This is a genomic window from Pseudomonas sp. Marseille-Q1929, from assembly GCF_017316265.1.
Classification (GTDB): domain Bacteria; phylum Pseudomonadota; class Gammaproteobacteria; order Pseudomonadales; family Pseudomonadaceae; genus Aquipseudomonas.
Window position 1 is genome coordinate 59,638 of sequence record NZ_JAFLWU010000018.1, and the last position, 19,359, is coordinate 78,996.

The 19,359-nt window shown below is 63.0% G+C and carries 17 protein-coding genes; 4 read left to right on the forward strand and 13 right to left on the reverse strand.

The window, feature by feature from the left end; translation table 11 throughout:
* Positions 1–105 precede the first annotated feature (105 nt).
* Genes yghU through J1G37_RS19100 form a run of 5 tightly spaced genes read right to left on the reverse strand, consistent with a single transcriptional unit; the run spans position 106 to position 5,098 of the window.
* Positions 106–939 (reverse strand): glutathione-dependent disulfide-bond oxidoreductase, encoded by an 834-nt coding sequence (gene yghU, locus J1G37_RS19080; RefSeq protein ID WP_207044499.1) that lies wholly within the window; start codon positions 937–939, stop codon positions 106–108.
* Positions 940–983: 44 nt separating this feature from the next.
* Entirely contained in the window at positions 984–2,084 is a 1,101-nt protein-coding gene (locus tag J1G37_RS19085) for an agmatine deiminase family protein (protein WP_207044500.1), read from the reverse strand.
* 7 nt (positions 2,085–2,091) lie between these two features.
* Entirely contained in the window at positions 2,092–3,174 is a 1,083-nt protein-coding gene (locus J1G37_RS19090) for an extracellular solute-binding protein (protein ID WP_207044501.1), read from the reverse strand.
* Positions 3,171–4,052 carry an N-carbamoylputrescine amidase gene (gene aguB / locus J1G37_RS19095; protein ID WP_207044504.1) on the reverse strand — a complete coding sequence of 294 codons (882 nt, stop codon included), beginning with the start codon at positions 4,050–4,052 and terminating at the stop codon, positions 3,171–3,173. Before aguB ends, J1G37_RS19090 begins: the two co-directional genes overlap by 4 nt.
* A complete protein-coding gene (locus J1G37_RS19100) occupies positions 4,049–5,098 on the reverse strand; it encodes an agmatine deiminase family protein (protein WP_207044506.1) in 1,050 nt (349 codons plus the stop codon). Before J1G37_RS19100 ends, aguB begins: the two co-directional genes overlap by 4 nt.
* 134 nt (positions 5,099–5,232) lie before the next feature.
* On the opposite strand from J1G37_RS19100, the gene J1G37_RS19105 reads away from it, so the two are divergent.
* Complete coding sequence (locus J1G37_RS19105; RefSeq protein WP_207044509.1) at positions 5,233–6,099, forward strand: LysR substrate-binding domain-containing protein; 867 nt, start codon at positions 5,233–5,235, stop codon at positions 6,097–6,099.
* Between the two features lie 57 nt (positions 6,100–6,156).
* Complete coding sequence (locus J1G37_RS19110; protein WP_207044510.1) at positions 6,157–6,753, forward strand: glutathione S-transferase; 597 nt, start codon at positions 6,157–6,159, stop codon at positions 6,751–6,753.
* Between the two features lie 155 nt (positions 6,754–6,908).
* Here J1G37_RS19110 and J1G37_RS19115 read toward each other — a convergent pair whose 3' ends face one another.
* Positions 6,909–7,676, reverse strand: coding sequence for an SDR family oxidoreductase (locus J1G37_RS19115; RefSeq protein WP_207044513.1), 768 nt, complete (start codon positions 7,674–7,676; stop codon positions 6,909–6,911).
* A 137-nt stretch (positions 7,677–7,813) separates the two neighbouring features.
* Between J1G37_RS19115 and J1G37_RS19120 the strand changes: the two genes are divergently transcribed.
* On the forward strand, positions 7,814–8,962 hold the full coding sequence (locus J1G37_RS19120; RefSeq protein ID WP_207044516.1) for an aldose epimerase family protein: 1,149 nt from the start codon (positions 7,814–7,816) through the stop codon (positions 8,960–8,962).
* A 108-nt stretch (positions 8,963–9,070) separates the two neighbouring features.
* Here the strand turns inward: J1G37_RS19120 and araH are convergent, their stop codons facing one another.
* From araH to J1G37_RS19155, 7 genes are read right to left on the reverse strand one after another with little or no spacing between them, the layout of a single operon-like run.
* Positions 9,071–10,039, reverse strand: coding sequence for an L-arabinose ABC transporter permease AraH (gene araH / locus J1G37_RS19125; protein ID WP_124528674.1), 969 nt, complete (start codon positions 10,037–10,039; stop codon positions 9,071–9,073).
* 9 nt (positions 10,040–10,048) lie between these two features.
* The gene (araG, locus tag J1G37_RS19130) at positions 10,049–11,551 is read right to left on the reverse strand and encodes an L-arabinose ABC transporter ATP-binding protein AraG (RefSeq protein ID WP_207044519.1); all 1,503 of its coding nucleotides are present in this window, start codon (positions 11,549–11,551) and stop codon (positions 10,049–10,051) included.
* Positions 11,548–12,552 (reverse strand): substrate-binding domain-containing protein, encoded by a 1,005-nt coding sequence (locus J1G37_RS19135; RefSeq protein ID WP_017739599.1) that lies wholly within the window; start codon positions 12,550–12,552, stop codon positions 11,548–11,550. Before J1G37_RS19135 ends, araG begins: the two co-directional genes overlap by 4 nt.
* A 39-nt stretch (positions 12,553–12,591) precedes the next feature.
* On the reverse strand, positions 12,592–13,455 hold the full coding sequence (locus J1G37_RS19140) for an SMP-30/gluconolactonase/LRE family protein (protein WP_207044521.1): 864 nt from the start codon (positions 13,453–13,455) through the stop codon (positions 12,592–12,594).
* A 39-nt stretch (positions 13,456–13,494) separates the two neighbouring features.
* Complete coding sequence (locus tag J1G37_RS19145; protein ID WP_207044523.1) at positions 13,495–15,075, reverse strand: aldehyde dehydrogenase (NADP(+)); 1,581 nt, start codon at positions 15,073–15,075, stop codon at positions 13,495–13,497.
* Between the two features lie 10 nt (positions 15,076–15,085).
* The gene (gene araD1, locus J1G37_RS19150) at positions 15,086–16,075 is read right to left on the reverse strand and encodes an AraD1 family protein (RefSeq protein ID WP_207044525.1); all 990 of its coding nucleotides are present in this window, start codon (positions 16,073–16,075) and stop codon (positions 15,086–15,088) included.
* A 16-nt stretch (positions 16,076–16,091) separates the two neighbouring features.
* Positions 16,092–17,414: an MFS transporter gene (locus J1G37_RS19155; RefSeq protein ID WP_207044528.1), complete on the reverse strand. Its 1,323-nt coding sequence runs from the start codon at positions 17,412–17,414 to the stop codon at positions 16,092–16,094.
* A 194-nt stretch (positions 17,415–17,608) separates the two neighbouring features.
* Here J1G37_RS19155 and J1G37_RS19160 point away from each other — a divergent pair, with 194 nt between their 5' ends.
* Entirely contained in the window at positions 17,609–19,345 is a 1,737-nt protein-coding gene (locus J1G37_RS19160; protein WP_207044530.1) for an IlvD/Edd family dehydratase, read from the forward strand.
* Positions 19,346–19,359: the final 14 nt, after the last annotated feature.

Consider the following 19,359-nt stretch of genomic DNA (forward strand, 5'->3'; position numbering starts at 1 on the left):
GCTTGCCCGCGATGAGGGAGTGTCAGTCGACTGATGTGTGACTGACACACCGCAATCGCGGGCAAGCCCGCTCCCACAGGGGTTCTCCTACATTTTTCTACCGCGTCAGTCCAGGTCGCTGGCGTCGTGCCGCTCGGCCAACTGTTCCTCGACCGGCCCCGAAACCCGATTCACCCGCCGCCCCCGCTGCACTGCCGGTCGCGCTTCAATCGCCTCCGCCCAACGCAGCACGTGCTTGTATTCATGCACCGACAAAAACTCCGCCGCCCCATACAAGCGCCCTTTGACCAACCCACCGTACCAAGGCCAGATGGCAATATCGGCGATGGTGTATTCATCCCCGGCGATGTATTCACTCACCGCCAAACGCTGGTCCAGCACGTCCAACTGGCGCTTGGTCTCCATGGCGAAGCGGTTGATCGCGTATTCCATCTTGCTTGGCGCATAGGCATAAAAATGCCCGAAACCGCCGCCCAGGTACGGCGCGCTGCCCATCTGCCAGAACAGCCACGACAGGCACTCCGCACGGGCCGCAGGCTCTGTGGGGAAAAACTCGCCGAACTTCTCTGCCAGGTACTGCAAGATCGCGCCGGACTCGAACACGCGAATCGGCGTGGCGCCGCTGCGGTCCTGCAACGCCGGGATCTTGGAGTTCGGGTTGACCCCGACAAAGCCGCTGCCGAACTGGTCGCCGTCGCCGATCTTGATCAGCCAGGCATCGTATTCGGCACCGCTGTGCCCCAGGGCCAGCAGCTCTTCGAGGAGGATCGTGACCTTTTGCCCATTGGGCGTGGCCAGGGAATACAGCTGCAACGGGTGCTTGCCGACCGGCAGCTCTTTGTCATGGGTGGCACCGGCAATGGGCCGGTTGATGCTGGCAAAGGTGCCGCCGTTTTCGGTGTCCCAGGTCCACACTGTCGGGGGTACGTAGTCGGTCATGCTTACTGCTCCAGAGGCGCTTGCGATCAACGAAGCGCTCCAGACTAAACCAAAGGTTGATGGCTCGTCACACAGTGAATGCCGCCGCCACCCGCCGCAATCGCATCGATATTGAGCTGTAGCACCTTGCGCTCCGGGTAGAGCCGGGACAGCAAGTCCAGTGCCTTGCGGTCTGCCAGCGGGTCGCCGAACTCCGGGGCGATAACCGCACCGTTTATCACGAAGTAATTGATGTAGCCCGCAGCGAAGTCCGGGTTGCCCTGGCTGAAGCGGTTTTTGCGCGGCTTGAGCGGCGGCGACACGGTGTGCACCTGCAACGGGCGCCCGTCGGCGTCGCTGGCGTTTTTGAGGATCTCCAAATGCGCCAGGGTGACCTTGTGGTCGTAGGACTCGGGGTCGGTGTCGAGGTTGGCCAGCACCACGCCCGGCGCGACGAAGCGTGCGTAAAAATCCACATGGGCGTCGGTGATGTCCTTGCCCTTGATACCCGGCAGCCAGATGATCTTGCGCAGGCCCAGGCGCTCCTTGAGTTCGGCTTCGACCTCGGCCTTGCTCCAGTCGGGGTTGCGGTTGCGGTTGATCCAGCTGCTTTCGGTCATGATGCCGGTGCCCAGGCCATCCACTTCGATGGCACCGCCCTCGCCCACCAGTTCGCTGCGAACCAGCTTGGCTCCGGTTTCTTCAGCGACCAGCGCCGCCAGCAACGCGTCATCGGCGTGCTGCTGCTTGTTGCCCCAGCCGTTGAAGTTGAAGTCCACCGCACGCTGGCCGCCGGCGCCGTCGATGACAAAATTGGCGCCGGTGTCGCGCATCCAGATGTCGTCCAGCGCGGTTTCGACAAAGGTGATATTGCGCGTGCCGCAGTGTTTTTCGGCCAGTGCACGTTCGTCTTCGCGGCAGAACACGGTGACCGGTTCATATGCGGCAATCGCCCGGGCGATGCGGCCCAGGGCGGCTTGCACATCGGCGGTGAAGTCCTCCCAGATCGCGTCCTGGGCGCCAAAGGCGATAAAGGCCTGGCGGTGTGTTTCGCCTTCGTCGGGCATGTAGAAACCGCCGCGCGTGGCGGCGCGGATGTGCGGGGCAATCAGGGTCATGGCGCAGACCACACTGGCTTGTTTGATGAAGGTGCGACGGGTTGGCATAAGCGGCTCACTTGACGGTTGCTGTCTTGAATTTAGTCCACACACGCATGCGTGCACGCATATCGGCCTGGGGGATGTCCTTGCCGGCGATCAACCGAGTGAAGGTGGCCGCATCGGGGTAGATGTCGGGGTTGTCGCGCAGGCTCGCTTCCACGTCCGGACGGGCCTTGGCGTTCGACGTGGGGTAGCCGGTGAGGTTGGTGATGGCGGCCATGTTCTGCGGGCGCATCACGAAGTTGATGAACGCGTAGGCGTATTCCGGGTGCTGGGCGTCGACGGGAATGGCCATGGTGTCCATCCATACCGTGGTGCCTTCGCGGGGGATGTGATAGCCGAACGTCACCGGCTTGCCGGCCGCGTCGGCGGCGCGCTGGGCCTGGGTCATGTCGCCGCTGTAGCCGAGCGACAGGCACAGGTTGCCGTTGACCAGGTCGGTCACCGGTTGTGACTGGAACTTGCGGATATAGGGACGCACCTTAAGCAGCAATTCACTCGCCGCCGCCAGGTCTTCGGGCTTGGCACTGCGCGGGTCGCGGCCCAGGTAGTTGAGGACCACGGCGAGGACTTCGTCCGGCGAGTCGATCAGCGAGATGCCGCAATCGGCGAACTTCGCCGCCAGTTCCGGCTTGAACAGCAGGTCGAGGCTGTTGACCGGCGCGTTCGGCAGGCGCTGTTCAATCTGCCGGGTGTTGTAGGTCAGGCCGATGGTGCCCCAGGTGTACGGCACCGTGGCCTGGTTGGAATGCACATAGTGGGTGCGCAGCTGTTGCAGGCCCGGCTCGATATCCGCCAGCGCCGTGAGCTTGGCGGCGTCCAGGGTTTGCAGGCTGCCGGCACGCATCAAGCGCTCGGCCACGGTGTCGCCGGGGAAGATCAGGTCGTAGCCGCTGCCGCCGGCCATCAACTTGGCTTCCAGGGTTTCGCTGCCGTCCATCACGTCGTAGATCACCTGGATGCCGGTTTCGGCGGTGAAGTTGGCCAGGGTATCGGCGGCGAAATAGTCGGCCCAGTTGTAGAGCTTGAGGGTTTTGTCATCGGCCGACGCGCAGGCACTGGTGAGTAGCAGCGCACAACTCAAGAATATTTTCATGATGGGCGACCGTCGAGGGTGAGCAGGCTGGCGTACATCTCCGGGCGACGGTCGCGGAAGATGCCCCAGGTCAGGCGCTCTTCGCGCATCGCCGCCAGGTCCAGGCGCTGCACGTGCACGCCGGTGCTGTCGCGGTCCGCTTCGGCGAGCAACTTGCCCTTGTGGTCGCAGATAAACGACGAGCCGTAGAAGGCCATTTGCAGCGCCGGATCGGTGGTCGCCACTTCGCGGCCGACGCGGTTGGCGGCCACCACCGGCAGGATATTCGCCGCTGCATGGCCGCGCATGGTCACCTGCCAATGGTCCCGCGAATCCAGCGTCGCACAGCCCGGCTCCGAGCCGATGGCAGTGGGAAACAGCAGCACCTCGGCGCCTTGCAACGCCAGGCAGCGCGCGGTTTCGGGAAACCACTGGTCCCAGCAGATGCCGATGCCCAGGCGCCCGAAGGCCGTGTCCCACACGCGAAAACCGGTGTCGCCGGGGCTGAAATATTCCTTCTCCTGATAGCCGATGGCGTTGGGGATGTGGGTCTTGCGGTACACCCCCAGCAGGCGCCCATCGGCGTCCGCCACACTGAGAGAATTGAAGAACGCGTTGCCGGCCTTTTCGAACCAGCTCAACGGCAGCACCACCCCCAGTTCCCTGGCCAGGGCGGCGAAGCGTTGCAGCACGCGGCTGTGGGCGTACTCCTCGGCCAGCGCCAAATGCTTGTGGTGCTGCTCGATGCAAAAGTACGGCGTGGCAAACAGCTCCTGCAACAGGATCACTTGCGCGCCCTGCGCTGCCGCGTCCCGCACCAGCTGTTCGGCGCGGTCGAGGTTGGCGGGCAGGTCCCAGGTGCAGGGCATTTGGGTGGTGGCAATCGTCAGCAGGCTCATGGCTTCACCCACACGGGCTGTTGTTGGGTGATGCAATGCACACCGCCGCCGCCATGGGCCAGGTGGTTGATCTGCACCGGCACGATTTCGCGAGCGGGGAACGCCTGGGCCAGCACCTGCGCTGCCTCATGGTCAGCAGCAATGCCATAGGCCGGCATGATGATCGCGCCATTGGCGATATAGAAGTTGGTGTAGGAGGCGCAGAACACGTCGGCGGCGCTGTCCACGGCGTCGCTGGCTTCGAACAGTTCGATCAGCTCGAAACGCCGGCCCTGGGCATCGGTGGCCAGTTCGAGGGCGCGGCGGTTCTCGCGCACCACGTCGGCGTAGACCGAACCCTGGTCGCGGGTAGCGTCCACCAGCAGTACGCCAGGACGGGCGAAGGCGCAGACGCCATCGACATGGCCGTCAGTCATGTCGCCGGTGACGTGATCCGGGTCGCCGGGCAGCCAGATGGTTTTGCGGACGCCCAGCAGGCGCGCGAAGATGTCCTCGATCTCGGCCTTGCTCATGCCCGGGTTGCGATTGGGGTTTAGCAGCACCGACTCGGTGGTGATCAGCGTGCCCTCGCCGTCGATATGGATGGCACCGCCTTCGTTGCTCAACGCGGTACCGAAGCAGTCCAGCCCCAGGTGGTTGAGCACTCGGCGCGCCAGGCTTTCATCCAGGTCATGGGCCGACTTGCCGCCCCACGCATTGAAGCGCCAGCTGACCCCGGCCACGCCCTGTTGCGGGAGGCAGATAAAGGTCGGGCCGGAATCACGGCACCAACTGTCGTTGACCGCCTGCGGGATCAGCTCGATGCCGGGGCCGCACAACGCCGTGGCACTGGCCAGCGCGGACGGGTCCACCAGCATCTTCACCGGTTCGAAGCGCGCGATGGCGTTGGCGACCCGGGCAAAGTCCTGCTGCACCTGGGCCAGGGTCACGCCCCAGGTGGTCTCCCACAAGGCTTGGTTATGGGGCCAGACCATCCAGGTCGCCGCGTGCTGCGACCACTCCGCGGGCATCCATCCAATGCTGTCAGGAATTGTAGTTTGCTGCATGACAAGCCCCCATCAGTTAAGTCATTGTGTTCAGCGAAAACTGCCCACGGCGTTGTGTCACACATGCTACGTAGGCACATAAAGCCGAACAAACGATGAATTTTGTAGAAAACTGATTAGAGGAACTTATCAGCATGCTTAACCACTGGCCGCCACTCGGCACCTTGCGCGGCTTCGAAGCGGCCGCCCGGCTGGGCAGTTTCCACAAGGCCGCCGAAGAGCTGCACCTGACCCAATCGGCCATCAGCCAACAGATCCGCAGCCTCGAGGCCTACCTGGAACAGCCGCTGTTTTTGCGCAGTGGGCGCAGCGTCAGCCTGACCGACGCCGGCCACGACTTTCTCAGCACCACCCAGGCGCTCCTGCAACAACTGGCGGTGGGCGTGCGGCGCCTGGGGCAGTACCGCAAGCCCAATCAACTGGTGCTCAACACCACGCCGACCTTTGCGCGACACTGGCTGTTGCCGCGCCTGGCTGACTTTCGCCAGCAGCACCCGGAGGTGGACCTGTGGATTTTCAGCACCGACGAAGTCCCCGACATGGCCAGCCAGACCATCGACCTGGCAGTGCGTGACGACATCAGTTCCCAGGCCGAATGCAGCTTCAAGGTGCTGCATGCCGACCGCCTGTTCCCGGCGTGCCACCCGCGCCTGTTGCACACGCCGCCCGCGCAGCGCACTACCCTGCACGGCGAGCGGGAAATGGACTGGAGCCACTGGGCAGTAGACGCCGGGATCGATGTGGGCCAGCAGGATCAGGGCCTGAACTTTTCCGACCCCGGCCTGTTGCTGGATGCGGTATGCGCGGGCCTGGGGATCGGCCTGGTCAGCCAGTTGCTCAGCCACCAGGCCCGCGCCGATGGCGTGCTCACGCCCTTGGTGGACGCGACGATTCGCGGGCCGAGTTGGGCGCTGCTGACCCACCGCGACAGTGAACACGACCCACTGGCGCGCAGCTTTACCGCGTGGTTGCTGAGCCATTTGCAAATAGACGTGGCATAAGCCGCGCCAGTGCAATTACTCTCTTGGGCCAATGACGTTGAGAGCAATGGAGGCTTCATGAAACTGGTCGGCATGTTGGACTCGCCTTACGTACGCCGCGTGGCTATCTCCCTGGACCTGTACGGGGTGGCGTTCGAGCATCAATCGTTGTCGGTGTTCCGCACCTTCGACGAATTTTCGCAGATCAACCCGGTGGTCAAGGCCCCCACTCTGGTGCTGGACGACGGCACGGTGTTGATGGACTCCAGCCTGATCCTCGACTACCTGGAAGCCCTCGCCCCGGCCGATAAAAAACTGCTGCCCCAGGCCCCCGCTGCACGCGCCCGCGACCTGCAAGTGCTGGGCCTGGCGCTGGCGGCCTGTGAGAAGAGCGTGCAGATCGTCTATGAGCACAACCTGCGCCCGGCCGAGAAACTGCATGCGCCGTGGCTTGATCGCATCAGCGGGCAACTGCTGGCGGCCTATGGGTTGCTGGAGAAGCTTGTGGCGGGCGATGACACGCTGAATCAGGCAAGCATTACTGCCGCTGTGGCGTGGTCGTTCAGCCAGTACACGGTGGCGTCGGTGGTCAAGGCTGAGGCGTTTCCCAACCTGCAACGCCTGGCGGAGCGACTGGAGCAGCATCCAGCTTTCAAAAAGTACCCCATCGAATAAACACCACAGTTTACCTGTGGAGTGCGTTTTTCTGTGGGAGCGGGCTTGCCCGCGATTGCGGTGTGTCAGTTGATGCATCTGTTGCTGAAGCACCGCTATCGCAGGCAAGCCAGCTCCCACATTCGACCAGTGTTGCATGAAGGATTGAGCCTGGCTCAGACCCACCCACCATCCACAATAAAGTTCTGCGCCGAACACATAGCCGATGCATCCGAAGCCAGAAACAAAGCCATATCGGCGATATGTTCCGGCAGCACACTGCCCGGCAGGCATTGGCTGCGGGCGATCAGGGCCTTGGCGTCATCGTCGACCCACATCGCCAGTTGTTTCTCGGTCATCACCCAACCCGGCACCAAGGTGTTCACGCGGATCTGGCTCGGCCCCAGTTCCCGGGCCAGGGCGCGGGTCATGCCGTGGGCGGCGGCCTTGCTGGCGGCGTACACCGGGTAGCCGGCCGAGGCCATCATCCAGCCGACCGAGCCGAGGTTGATAATCGCCCCGCCACCCGCGCTTTTCATCATGGGCACCACGGCCTTGGCGGCAAAGAAGGCGTGCTTGAGGTTGACGCTGATGAGCTTGTCGAAGGTGTCCGAATCGACTTCTTCGAGGGTGTGGCGCACGTCATTGGCGGCGTTGTTCACCAGCACGGTGATCGGCCCCAGGGAATGTTCGAAACGCGCGATGGCGGCCTTGTAGGCGATCTCGTCGGTGATATCGCACTGCACGAACTCCACCGTGTGCCCCTTGGAACTCAATAGCGCCGCCAGGCGTTCGCCCTGGCTTTGCGCACGGTCCACAAAACCGACCTTGGCGCCCTGCGCGGCGAAGGCGCGCACCATGAACTCGCCAATCCCCGATGCCCCTCCGGAGATCAGTACGGTCTTGCCTTCAAGGTCGGGGTATACGGCGTGTGGAGTCGTCATAACGTGTGGCCTCGCTTAATTAGTCTTATTTTATTTTGCATAAAAGGCGTTTAAGGCTATAAATCTGCTGTCGTATCGACAAAATATCGCACATTAGTAGAACTATTCCACTCAAAACAACAAAAGGAAGTTCGATCATGAAGCACCCTCGTTACCTGCTCTCGGGCCTGGCGATGTCCATGCTGGTCGCCAGCGGCGGCGCCCAGGCGGCAGGCCTCAGCAGCGAGCACAAACCCTTCGGTAAAACCAATGACGGCACCGCCGTCGAGCAATACGTGCTGCGCAACAGCCATGGCATGCAAGCCACGGTGATTACCTACGGCGGCGTGTTGCAGTCGCTGAAGGTGCCGGACAAACACGGCAAGGTCGAAGACGTGGTGCTCGGCTTCGACGACGTGCAAGGCTATCAGGCCGGCACCGCGTTTTTTGGCGCGACCATCGGCCGCTTCGGCAATCGCCTGGCGGGCGGCGCCTTTGAACTGGATGGCAAACGCTACCAGGTGCCGCTCAACGACGGCCCCAATTCCCTGCATGGCGGCGCCCAGGGTTTCGACAAGCACGTGTGGAAAGCCACGCCCGTCAAGGCCAAGGACTCGGTGGGCGTGACCCTCACCTACCTGTCCAAGGACGGCGAGATGGGCTTCCCCGGTAACCTCAAGACCGAAGTCACCTACCGCCTCAACGACAACAACGAATTACACATCGACTACACCGCCACCACCGACAAACCCACGGTGCTCAACCTGACCAACCACAGCTACTTCAACCTTGCCGGCGCGGGCAATGGCGACATCCTCAAGCACGTCGCCACCCTGCACGCCAGCCATTACACGCCGGTGAATGCCACGTTGATTCCCACCGGTGAACTGGCGCCGGTGAAGGGCACGCCGATGGACTTCCTCAAGCCCACGCCGATTGGCCAGCACATCAAGGAGGATCATCCGCAGCTCAAATTTGCCGAGCCCAAACAAGGTGGGTTCGATTTCAACTGGGCCTTGGATAGCAAAGGTGACGTAAAAAAACTCGCCGCCGAAGTGCATGACCCCGAGTCGGGGCGGCGCTTGCAGCTGTTTACCACGGAGCCTGGGGTGCAGTTTTATACCAGCAACTTCCTCGATGGGACGGTGACGGGCAAGGCTGGGAAGACGTATCAGCATTGGAGTGGGTTTACGTTGGAGACCCAGCATTTTCCGGATGCGCCGAACCAACCGGGGTTTGCGTCCACCCGTCTGAATCCTGGGCAGACTTACACGCAGAACACAATCTTCAAGTTCACCACGGACTAGAGCCCTGAGCTGGCTTTTGTGGGAGCTGGCTTGCCTGCGATGCAGGCACCTCGGTGAGTCAGGTGTACCGAGGTGATGCTATCGCAGGCAAGCCAGCTCCCACAGGGATCAGCGTTGTTTCATGCGGTCTATGACTACGGCCAGCAAGAGGATCGAGCCACGAATGACGTACTGATAAAACGTATCGATATTCTTCAGGTTCATCGCATTCTCAATAATCGCCAAAATCAACACGCCCGCAATCACATGCCGAATCATGCCAATCCCACCACTCAACGACACCCCGCCCAGCACACACGCCGAGATCACCGTCAGCTCAAACCCCTGGCCAATCATCGGCTGGCCCGAGGTCATGCGCGACGCCAGGATCACCCCGGCCAGCGCGCCGATCAGGCCGTGCACGGCGAAGATCAGGATCTTGGTGCGATCCACATTCACCCCCGCCAGCAACGCCGCTTCCGGATTGCCGCCGATGGCCATGGTGTTGCGCCCGTAGGTGGTGTAGTTGAGCAGCCAGCCAAAAAACAGGAAGCACAGGATCGTGATCAGGATCGGCACCGGCACGCCCAGCAGTTGGCCGTTGCCGAACACGAAGAACTGCTCCTGGGATACGCCCACCGCTTTGCCGTTGGCAAAGATGTAGGCCAGGCCGCGCACAATCTGCATGGTCGCCAGCGTGGTGATCAACGCGTTGACCCGCAGCTTGGCAATCACAATGCCGTTGATCAGCCCAACGGTCAGGCCCATCAGCAGTGCCGCGCCAATGCCCAGCATGACGCTGTCGGTATCGCGCATCACGATGGCCGCGACCACCCCGGCGCAGGCAATCACCGAGCCCACCGACAAGTCGAAGTGCCCCGAGGCCAGGCAGAACAGCATGGTGCACGCGGCGATGCCGACGGTGGAAATCGCCAGGCCCAGGCCGCGCATATTCAGCGGTGAGAGGAAGTTGTCGATAAGCAACGCACAGAGCAAAAAGATGCTCACCGCCGCCAGCAGCATCGCCCAGTTGTCGAGCAGTGCGCGCAGGTCCAGGGGTTTGCGTGCCGTGGGCAACGCGTTTTGTTGAATGGTCATAACGTTCTCTCAGTTCGCCAGGCTGCGCGGCAGGGCCAGTTGCAGCAGGTTGGATTCAGTCGCGTGGGCGCGGGTTTGTTCGCCGCGCAGCGCGCCTTCGCACAGCACCAGGATGCGGTCGCTGATGCCCATCACTTCCATCAGGTCGCTGGACACCACGATCACCGCAATGCCTTGGGCCGCGAGGTTATGGATGATCTGATAGATCTCGGCCTTGGCGCCGATATCGATGCCACGGGTCGGCTCGTCCAGCAGCAGGACTTTCATCGGCATCGACAGCCAGCGACCGAGGATCGCCTTCTGCTGGTTGCCACCGGACAGGTACATGATTTTCTGTTGCGCATTGGGCGTCTTGACCTTCATCGCCTTGATCTGCTGGTCGGCGTTGCCTTTCTCCCAGCCGTCGCGCAACAGCCAGCCGAACGCGGAATGGGCACCACGGGCGCTGATATTGATGTTCTCGGCGACGCTGGAGAGCGGGATGATGCCCTCCTTCTTGCGGTCTTCCGGGCACAGCAGCACGCCGGCGGCGATGGCGTCGCGCGGTGAATGCAGGTGCAGTTTTTCCCCACAGAGCTCCAGGCTCCCGGCGGTGCTGCGGGTCAAACCGCTTAATAACCGGAACAGCTCGGTGCGCCCTGCCCCGACCAGCCCGAACAGGCCGAGGATTTCACCCTTGCGCACGTTGAAGCTGATCGGCTCACGCAGGCCGGGACCTTGTAAACCGTCGACCTTTAACGCCACCTCGCCGTGCTCACGCGGGCGATAATCGTAGATGTCCTGGATATCGCGACCGACCATGCAGGTCACCAACTGGTCATGGCTCAGGGCGCTCATGTCGTCGAAGGTGCGCACAAAACGGCCGTCCTTGAACACCGTCACCGCGTTGCAGATGCGGAACACCTCTTCCATGCGATGGGACACGTAGAGCACCACTTTTCCCTCATCGCGCAAGCGCGTGATGATCGCCATCAAGCGGTCGATCTCCCGCGCCGACAGGCTGCTGGTGGGTTCGTCGAAGGCAATCACATGGGCGCCACGGGACAACGCCTTGGCGATTTCCACCAACTGCCGTTGACCCAGGGACAGGCGCCCGAGCTTCTCCGCTGGGTCGATTTCATCCGCCAGGCCCTTGAGGCAAGCGAGGGCCTGCTTGCGCAGCAGCCCCCGATTGACCACACCAAACCGCGACGGCAAGTGCCCGAGGAACAGGTTCTCGGCCACGGTCATTTCCGGCACCAGGTGCAGCTCCTGGTGAATCACCGCCACGCCGCTGGCGATGCTGTCAGCGGCGCATTTGAAGGCCATCGTCTGCTCGCCAATCTGCACCGTGCCGCTGCTCGGGATATAGGCGCCGCCGAGGATTTTCAGCAGCGTCGACTTGCCCGCGCCGTTCTCCCCCATCAGCGCGTGCACCTGCCCGGGTTGGGCGCTGAAGCTGATGCCGTCCAGCGCCTTGACCCCGGGAAAGGTCTTGCCGATGCCGTCAAAGCGCAGGGCCGCAGCGGTCATTGCCACAACCCGATTTTGGTCAGCTCTTCCTTGAAGTTGTCGCGGGTGATCAGCGTCACTTCATCCATGGCGGTGTACTTCGCCGGTTCCGTGCCTTTGGTGACCCACTCGTACATCATCAGCGCGGTGTTGTAGCCCTCGATGTGCGGGCTTGGCAGCATCGAGCCGAAGAAACCGCTGTTGGGCTTTTTCAGTTCGCCGATGGCGTCGGTGCCATTGATGCCGATGCCGATCACATTGGCCGCCTTGAAGCCGGCGCTTTCCGTGGCGCGCACGCCGCCGAGCACAGTATTGTCGTTCATGCCGCCGATGATCAGGTTTTTCGCGCCGCTGGGCAGCTTGACCAGGGCCGAGTTGGTGGCGTCCATGCTGCCCGGCACGTCGAGGGTCTTGGCGGCGGTGAAGAGAATGTGATCCTTGGGCATGCCCGCTTCTTCCAGGGATTTGACCGAGCCGTCGGTGCGTTTTTTACCGGTGTCGAGTTCATTGAAGGTGTTGATCACCGCGTAGGTGTCCTTCCAGTCCCAACCGCGTTTTTTCGCTTCGGCGGCCATGGCCGCGCCTTGTTTCTGGCCGACTTCAAACGCCGCCATGCCCAGGTACGGCACGTCTTCCATGAAGTTGCCCTTGGCATCGACAAAACGGTCATCCACCGCGATCACTTTGAGGCCGTTGGCCTTGGCCTTGGCGACAATGGCCGGGCCGAGGGACACGTCCGGTGGGCAGATCACAAAACCCTTGGCGCCATTGGCGGCCAGGCTGTCGATGGCCGACAGGGTCTTCTCGCCATCGGGCACGGCGATCTTGATTACCGTGAAACCGTGTTCCTTGCCGGCTTTTTCGGCGAAGGCCCATTCGGTCTGGAACCACGGTTCTTCGGCCTGCTTGACCAGGAAGCCGATCTTCACTTCTTCAGCGGCCAGCAACAGCCCGCTCAAGCTCATGGCCGAGACCGCCACAGCGGCGCAGCACAGGGAACGGATACCACGACGACGATTCATACGGTGACTCCTTGTTGTTGTTTTTAAGTCTTGGGGGGGTTAACCGGCAAAGCGGTGACAGGGCTTGCCTGGCAGGTCGAGTTCGATGGCCAGCACGGCGCCGTCCAAGGGGTGATCCAAAGGGCTGGCGGCGCTGGTGATGTAAAGGGTGCTGAGGTTTGGCCCGCCAAATACGCAGCTGGTGGGCCGGCTGACGGGCAGCTCGATGACGCGATCGACCCCGCCATCCGGCGCGATGCGCAGCAGGCAGCTGCCGTCCCAGCGTGCATTCCAGATATAGCCCTCAACGTCCATCGCCGAGCCGTCCGGCCCGCCGCGTTCGTGGGGGCCGAACCAGGCATCGGCGGCGCCGAGTTGGCCGTCCGCCTGGATCGCAAACCGGTAGAGCGTGCGATCCATGCTGTCGCCAAAATGCACAAGGCTGCCGTCGTCGTTCCACAGCAAGGTGTTGGGAATGCCCAGGCCGCTGAGCAACGGCGTGACCCGCGCGTCGGCATCGATACGAAACAGGCCGCCGGAACGCCGCGTCACCGGCAGGTCTTCGCCCTGCGCGCCGATATTGTTCTGCATGGTGCCCAGCCACAGGCGGCCCTGGGCATCGCAGCGCGCTTCATTGCCCCGGTTGCCCGGTTGCGGGTCGGCCACGCACAGCAGGGTCAGTGCTTCGCTGTCGAGGTCGAGGCGATACACGCCGCTGCTCAAGGTCACCAGCGCATCACCGCGTTCACACGGGATAAACGCCGAGACATGCTCGGGCAACTGCCACACCCGCAACTGCCCGCCCATCAGGCGCAGCGCCTGTTTGCCGGCGATATTCACCCAGTACAGCGCCTGGGTCGGCACGTCCCAGAACGGGCCCTCCCCCAGTTGCGCACGGTGTTCGGTAACGGCATGAAACGACATGGTGCCTCCTGGATTTTTTGTTGTTCTCAGGTCTGCGTTTTACAACGGATCGCGCGACGGCGTGCCATCCACCAGGCGTTGGATACGCAACGGGTTGGCGTTTTTCAACGCATCGGGCAGCAGGCTATCAGGGTAATTCTGGAAGCACACCGGGCGCAGGAAGCGGTCGATGGCCAGGGTGCCGACCGAGGTGCCACGGGCATCGGAGGTCGCAGGATAAGGGCCGCCGTGCACCATCGCGTCGCAGACTTCGACGCCGGTGGGGTAGCCGTTGAGCAGGATGCGCCCGACTTTCTGCTCCAGCAGTGGCGTGAGTTCGGCGAACTGTTGCAGGTCATTCAGCTCGCCAATGATCGTCGCCGTGAGCTGGCCGTGCAGGCCGTGCAAGGCGGCGCTGAGCTGGGCCTGGTCGGCGACTTCGACAAACACCGTGGTGGGGCCGAAGACTTCTTCCTGCAGCACTTCATCGCCATCGATCAGCAGGCGCACATCGGCCTTGAACAGCTGCGGCTGGGCTTGATTGCCCGCCTGCGGGTTGCCCGCCAGATGCTCGATGCGCGGATGGGCGAGGAGTTTTTCCAGGCCCTTGCCGTAGCTGCCCAGGGTGCCGGCGTTGAGCATGGTCTGCGCCGGTTGGTCGCCGATCAATTGCGCCACCTGCTGGGTGAACGCGGTAAATGCAGGCGATGCGAGGCCGATCACCAAGCCCGGGTTGGTGCAGAACTGGCCGCAGCCTTGCACCACCGACGCGGTAAGGTCGCGGGCGATGGTGTCGGCGCGGGCCTGTAACGCCTGGGGCAAGACGATCACCGGATTGATGCTGGACATCTCGGCAAACACCGGGATCGGCTGCGGGCGCGCTGCCGCCATATCGCACAAGGCGCGACCGCCCTTGAGCGAACCGGTAAAGCCCACCGCCTGGATCGCCGGGTGCTTGACCAGCGCCTCGCCGACGCCGCCGCCAAAGATCATATTGAACACACCGGCCGGCATCCCGCTGGCTTCAGCGGCACGAATAATTGCATCGGCCACGCATTCGGCCGTCGCCATATGCCCGCTGTGGGCCTTGAACACCACCGGGCAACCGGCCGCCAACGCAGCGGCGGTGTCACCGCCCGCCGTGGAAAACGCCAGTGGGAAATTGCTTGCCCCAAACACCGCCACCGGGCCGAGGCCGATGCGGTATTGACGCAGGTCCGGGCGCGGCAATGGCTGGCGCTCCGGCAGGGCCTTGTCGATGCGCGCGCCGTAGAAGTCCCCGCGCCGCAGCACGCTGGCGAACAGGCGCATCTGGCCGCTGGTGCGCCCGCGCTCGCCTTTGATACGGGCGGCGGGCAGCGCGGTTTCACGGCAGACCAGTGCGACGAAATCATCGCCCAGGGCGTCCAGCTCATCGGCGATCGCATCGAGGAACTGCGCCCGCCGCGCCGCACTCAGGGCGCGATAGGCTGGATACGCCTGCGCAGCGGCCTTGGCGGCGGCGTCAACTTCCTGCGGGGTGGCCTGGTAGAAATCCTGGGGCAAGGCTTCGCCGGTGCTTGCATCGACACTCTTGAGGGTCACGCTGCCGTTGGCGCTGCGCTCGCCGCCGATGTAGTTGTGGCCGAGAAACTGGGACATGAAGGGCTCCTTAAAGGGTGATGACGTGGCCGGGTTCGAACGCTGCGTCGCTGCTGCCGACACGGTTGACCAGCGGCGCGCCGAACTCGGCCTGGCTGATCTCGAACACATCCCCCGGCTGGGTACGTATACCGTCGGCGAATGACAGCGTGGCGGTGCCGAAGAAGTGGATGTGCACATCGCCCGGCCTGAGGAACTGGCGGTATTTGAAGTGGTGGTATTCGAGGTTGTCCAGGCTGTGGCACATGTTGGCTTCGCCGCTGAGGAACTCGTTCTGCCAGATCACTTCGCCGTCGCGCAGGATGCGGCTGCTGCCCGCCAGATGCTGCGGCAACTCACCGACGCGCAATTCGGGGCCGTAGCTGCAACTGCGCAGCTTGGAATGGGCCAGGTACAGGTAGTTCTTGCGCTCCATGACGTGGTCGGAAAACTCGTTGCCCACCGCAAAGCCGACGCGATAGGGCTGGCTGTCCGGGCCGATCACGTACAAGCCGCCGATCTCCGGCTCTTCACCGGCGTCTTCGGCAAACGGCGGCACCGGGAACGCGGCGCCGGGGCGCACGACGATACTGCCGTCGCCCTTGTAGAACCACTCGGGCTGCACGCCGGCAACGCCCGCTGCCGGTTTGCCGCCCTCCACGCCCCATTTGAAGATGCGCATGGTGTCGGTCAGCGCGGTTTCGTCGCCGGCCTGGTGCATCTTGTCGCGGGCCGAGGCGCTGCCGAGGTGAGTCAGGCCGGTGCCGCTGATGAGCATATGGGCTGGGTCGGGATGGTCCAGCGGCGGCAGGATCTTCAAGTCGGCAAGCAGTGCCGCGTAGTCATGGCTGGCGCCCAGGCCCAGGCTGTCGACCTGTTGGGCCAGGCCAACACCGGCTTCGATGGCCGCCAGGGCCAATTCACGCACGCTGCGCGCCGTCTGCACCTCGCGCACTATGTTGCCGTCCACCACGCCCACCCGGCGCTCACCGTTGGGCAATTCAAACTGAACTAAACGCATGCAACTTCTCCTTGAATCAAGTACGTGAAGCGCCACGGGCGCTGGCGGCGAATTGGTCGGCGGGCAGCACGTGCTTGCGTTCCAGCACGCGGTACACCACGAAGGTCAGGATCAGCCCGAACACCATCACCGCCGACAGGAAGTACAGGCCCGAGGCGAGGTTGCCGGTGTATTCCTTGAGCGCACCAATCACAAACGGGCCGATGTAGCCGCCGAGGTTGCCCACCGAGTTGATCAGCGCAATACCTGCCGCCGCACTGGCACCGGCGAAGAAACGCCCCGGCAAGGTCCAGAACACCGCGGTGCAGGAAAACAACGCGAATGCGGCCAGGCACAGCGCGGCCATTTGCAGCACCGGCACGCTCAGCCAGGCGCTGAAGAACAGGCCGATGGCGCCCAGTACATAAAGCACTGCCAAGTGGCCGTAGCGATCATTCAAGCGGTCGGAGCTGCGCGGGATGATCAGCAGGCCGATGATGCCGAAGATGTAGGGCACGGCGGAGATGAAGCCGGTGGTCAGGTCACTGCCGCCGAACTGCTTGATCAGGGTCGGCAGCCACAGGCCCAGGCCGTAGATACTCAGGGTCACTGGCAAATAGAACAGCGCCAGCAGCAACACGCGTTTGTCCTTGAGGGCATGCAACGGGTTGCCGTGGCGGGTCTGGCCGTAGGCTTGCAGGTCTTTGGCGAGTTCGCCGGTGAGCCAGGCTTTTTCCTCATCGCTCATCCAGCTGACCTGCTTGGGGCCGTCCGGCAGGTAGCGCAGCACCGGCCAGGTGAGCAGGATCGCCGGGGTGCCAATCACGATGAACAACCACTGCCAGCCGTGCAGGCCGAGGATGCCGTCCATGCCCAACAAGCCACCGGACACCGGGCCGGTGATCATCATCGCAATCGGCTGGGACAGGATAAACAGCCCGAGGATCTTGCCGCGATGGCGCACCGGGAACCATTGGGTGATGTAGTACAGCACGCCCGGGAAGAACCCCGCCTCCGCCGCGCCAAGCAGAAAGCGCATCACATAGAAGCTGTGCGGCCCCTGCACAAAGGCCATGCCGATGGTGATCGCGCCCCAGGTGATCATGATCCGCGCGAACCAGCGCCGCGCGCCGAAGCGGTCGAGCATCAGGTTGCTGGGGATCTCGAACAGGAAGTAGCCAATAAAGAACAGGCCTGCGCCCAAGCCATAGGCGGCATCACCGATGCCGATGTCGGCGCCCATGTGCAACTTGGCGAAGCCCACGGCGGAACGGTCCACGTAGGCGATCAGGTACAGCAGGATCAGGAAGGGAATCAGTTTCAGCGTAATGCGCCGAATAAGCCGCAGTTCCTGGCTCATGGGGGTCGATCTCCACATTGTTGTTTTTATAGAAGCTCGGGGGACGCCTCTCGCGAAAATCCGCCAGGGTCATACCTCAGTTAAGACGGACTATATAGTAGGACTATTTGCAAAACAACTCTTCCAAAGCAGCGATTTTGCGCTTATGTTTAAGCACAGATAGAACATATAGTCATACAATAAGAGAATCGATCATGTCTGATAAAAAGCCCGGCCTACGCTCCGCCCAGTGGTTTGGTACCGCCGACAAGAACGGCTTCATGTACCGCAGCTGGATGAAGAACCAGGGCATTGCCGACCATCAGTTCCATGGCAAGCCGATCATCGGCATCTGCAATACCTGGTCGGAGCTGACGCCGTGCAACGCGCATTTCCGCCAGATCGCCGAGCACGTCAAACGCGGCGTGATCGAGGCCGGTGGCTTTCCGGTGGAATTCCCGGTGTTTTCCAACGGCGAATCCAACCTGCGCCCCACCGCCATGCTCACCCGCAACCTGGCGAGCATGGACGTGGAAGAAGCGATTCGCGGCAACCCGATTGACGGCGTGGTGCTGCTGACCGGCTGCGACAAGACCACCCCGGCCCTTCTGATGGGCGCCGCCAGTTGCGACGTGCCGGCGATCGTGGTCACCGGTGGGCCGATGCTCAACGGCAAGCACAAGGGCCAGGACATTGGTTCGGGCACCGTGGTGTGGCAGCTCAGCGAGCAGGTCAAGGCCGGCACCATTACCCTGGATGACTTCCTCGCGGCCGAGGGCGGCATGTCGCGCTCGGCGGGCACCTGCAACACCATGGGCACGGCCTCGACCATGGCGTGCATGGCCGAAGCGCTGGGCACCTCGTTGCCGCACAACGCGGCGATTCCGGCGGTGGATGCGCGGCGTTATGTGCTGGCGCATATGTCCGGCATGCGCGCGGTGGAGATGGTGCGCGAAGACTTGAAGCTGTCGAAGATCCTCACCAAAGAGGCGTTTGAAAACGCGATCCGCGTGAATGCGGCCATCGGCGGTTCGACCAACGCGGTGATCCACTTGAAGGCTATCGCCGGGCGCATCGGTGTGGAACTCGACCTCGACGACTGGACCCGCATGGGCCGTGGCATGCCGACCATCGTCGACTTGCAGCCGTCGGGGCGCTTCCTGATGGAGGAGTTCTACTACGCCGGCGGCCTGCCGGCGGTGTTGCGCCGCCTCGGTGAGGCCAACCTGATCCCCCATCCGAATGCGCTGACGGTGAACGGCAAGTCCCTCGGCGAGAACACCCAGGATTCGCCGATCTACGGTCAGGACGAAGTGATCCGCACCCTCGACAACCCGATCCGCGCCGACGGCGGCATCTGCGTACTGCGCGGCAACCTGGCGCCGTTGGGTGCGGTGCTCAAGCCGTCTGCTGCCAGCCCGGAGCTGATGCAACATCGCGGCCGTGCGGTGGTGTTCGAGAACTTCGACATGTACAAGGCGCGCATCAACGACCCGGAGCTGGACGTGGACGCCAACTCGATCCTGGTCATGAAAAACTGCGGGCCCAAGGGTTACCCGGGCATGGCCGAGGTGGGCAACATGGGCCTGCCTGCCAAGCTGCTGGCCCAGGGTGTGACGGACATGGTGCGCATTTCCGACGCGCGCATGAGCGGCACGGCGTACGGCACGGTGGTACTGCACGTGGCGCCGGAAGCCGCAGCCGGCGGGCCGTTGGCCACGGTAAAGGAAGGTGACTGGATCGAACTGGACTGCGCCAACGGTCGCCTGCACCTGGACATCCCCGACGCCGAGCTGGCGGCACGCATGGCGGATCTGGCGCCACCGCAAAAAATGATCGTCGGCGGTTATCGCCAGTTGTATATCGACCACGTATTGCAGGCGGACCAGGGTTGCGACTTTGACTTCCTGGTGGGTTGCCGTGGGGCGGAAGTCCCCCGGCATTCCCACTAATTGGGATGCTATGA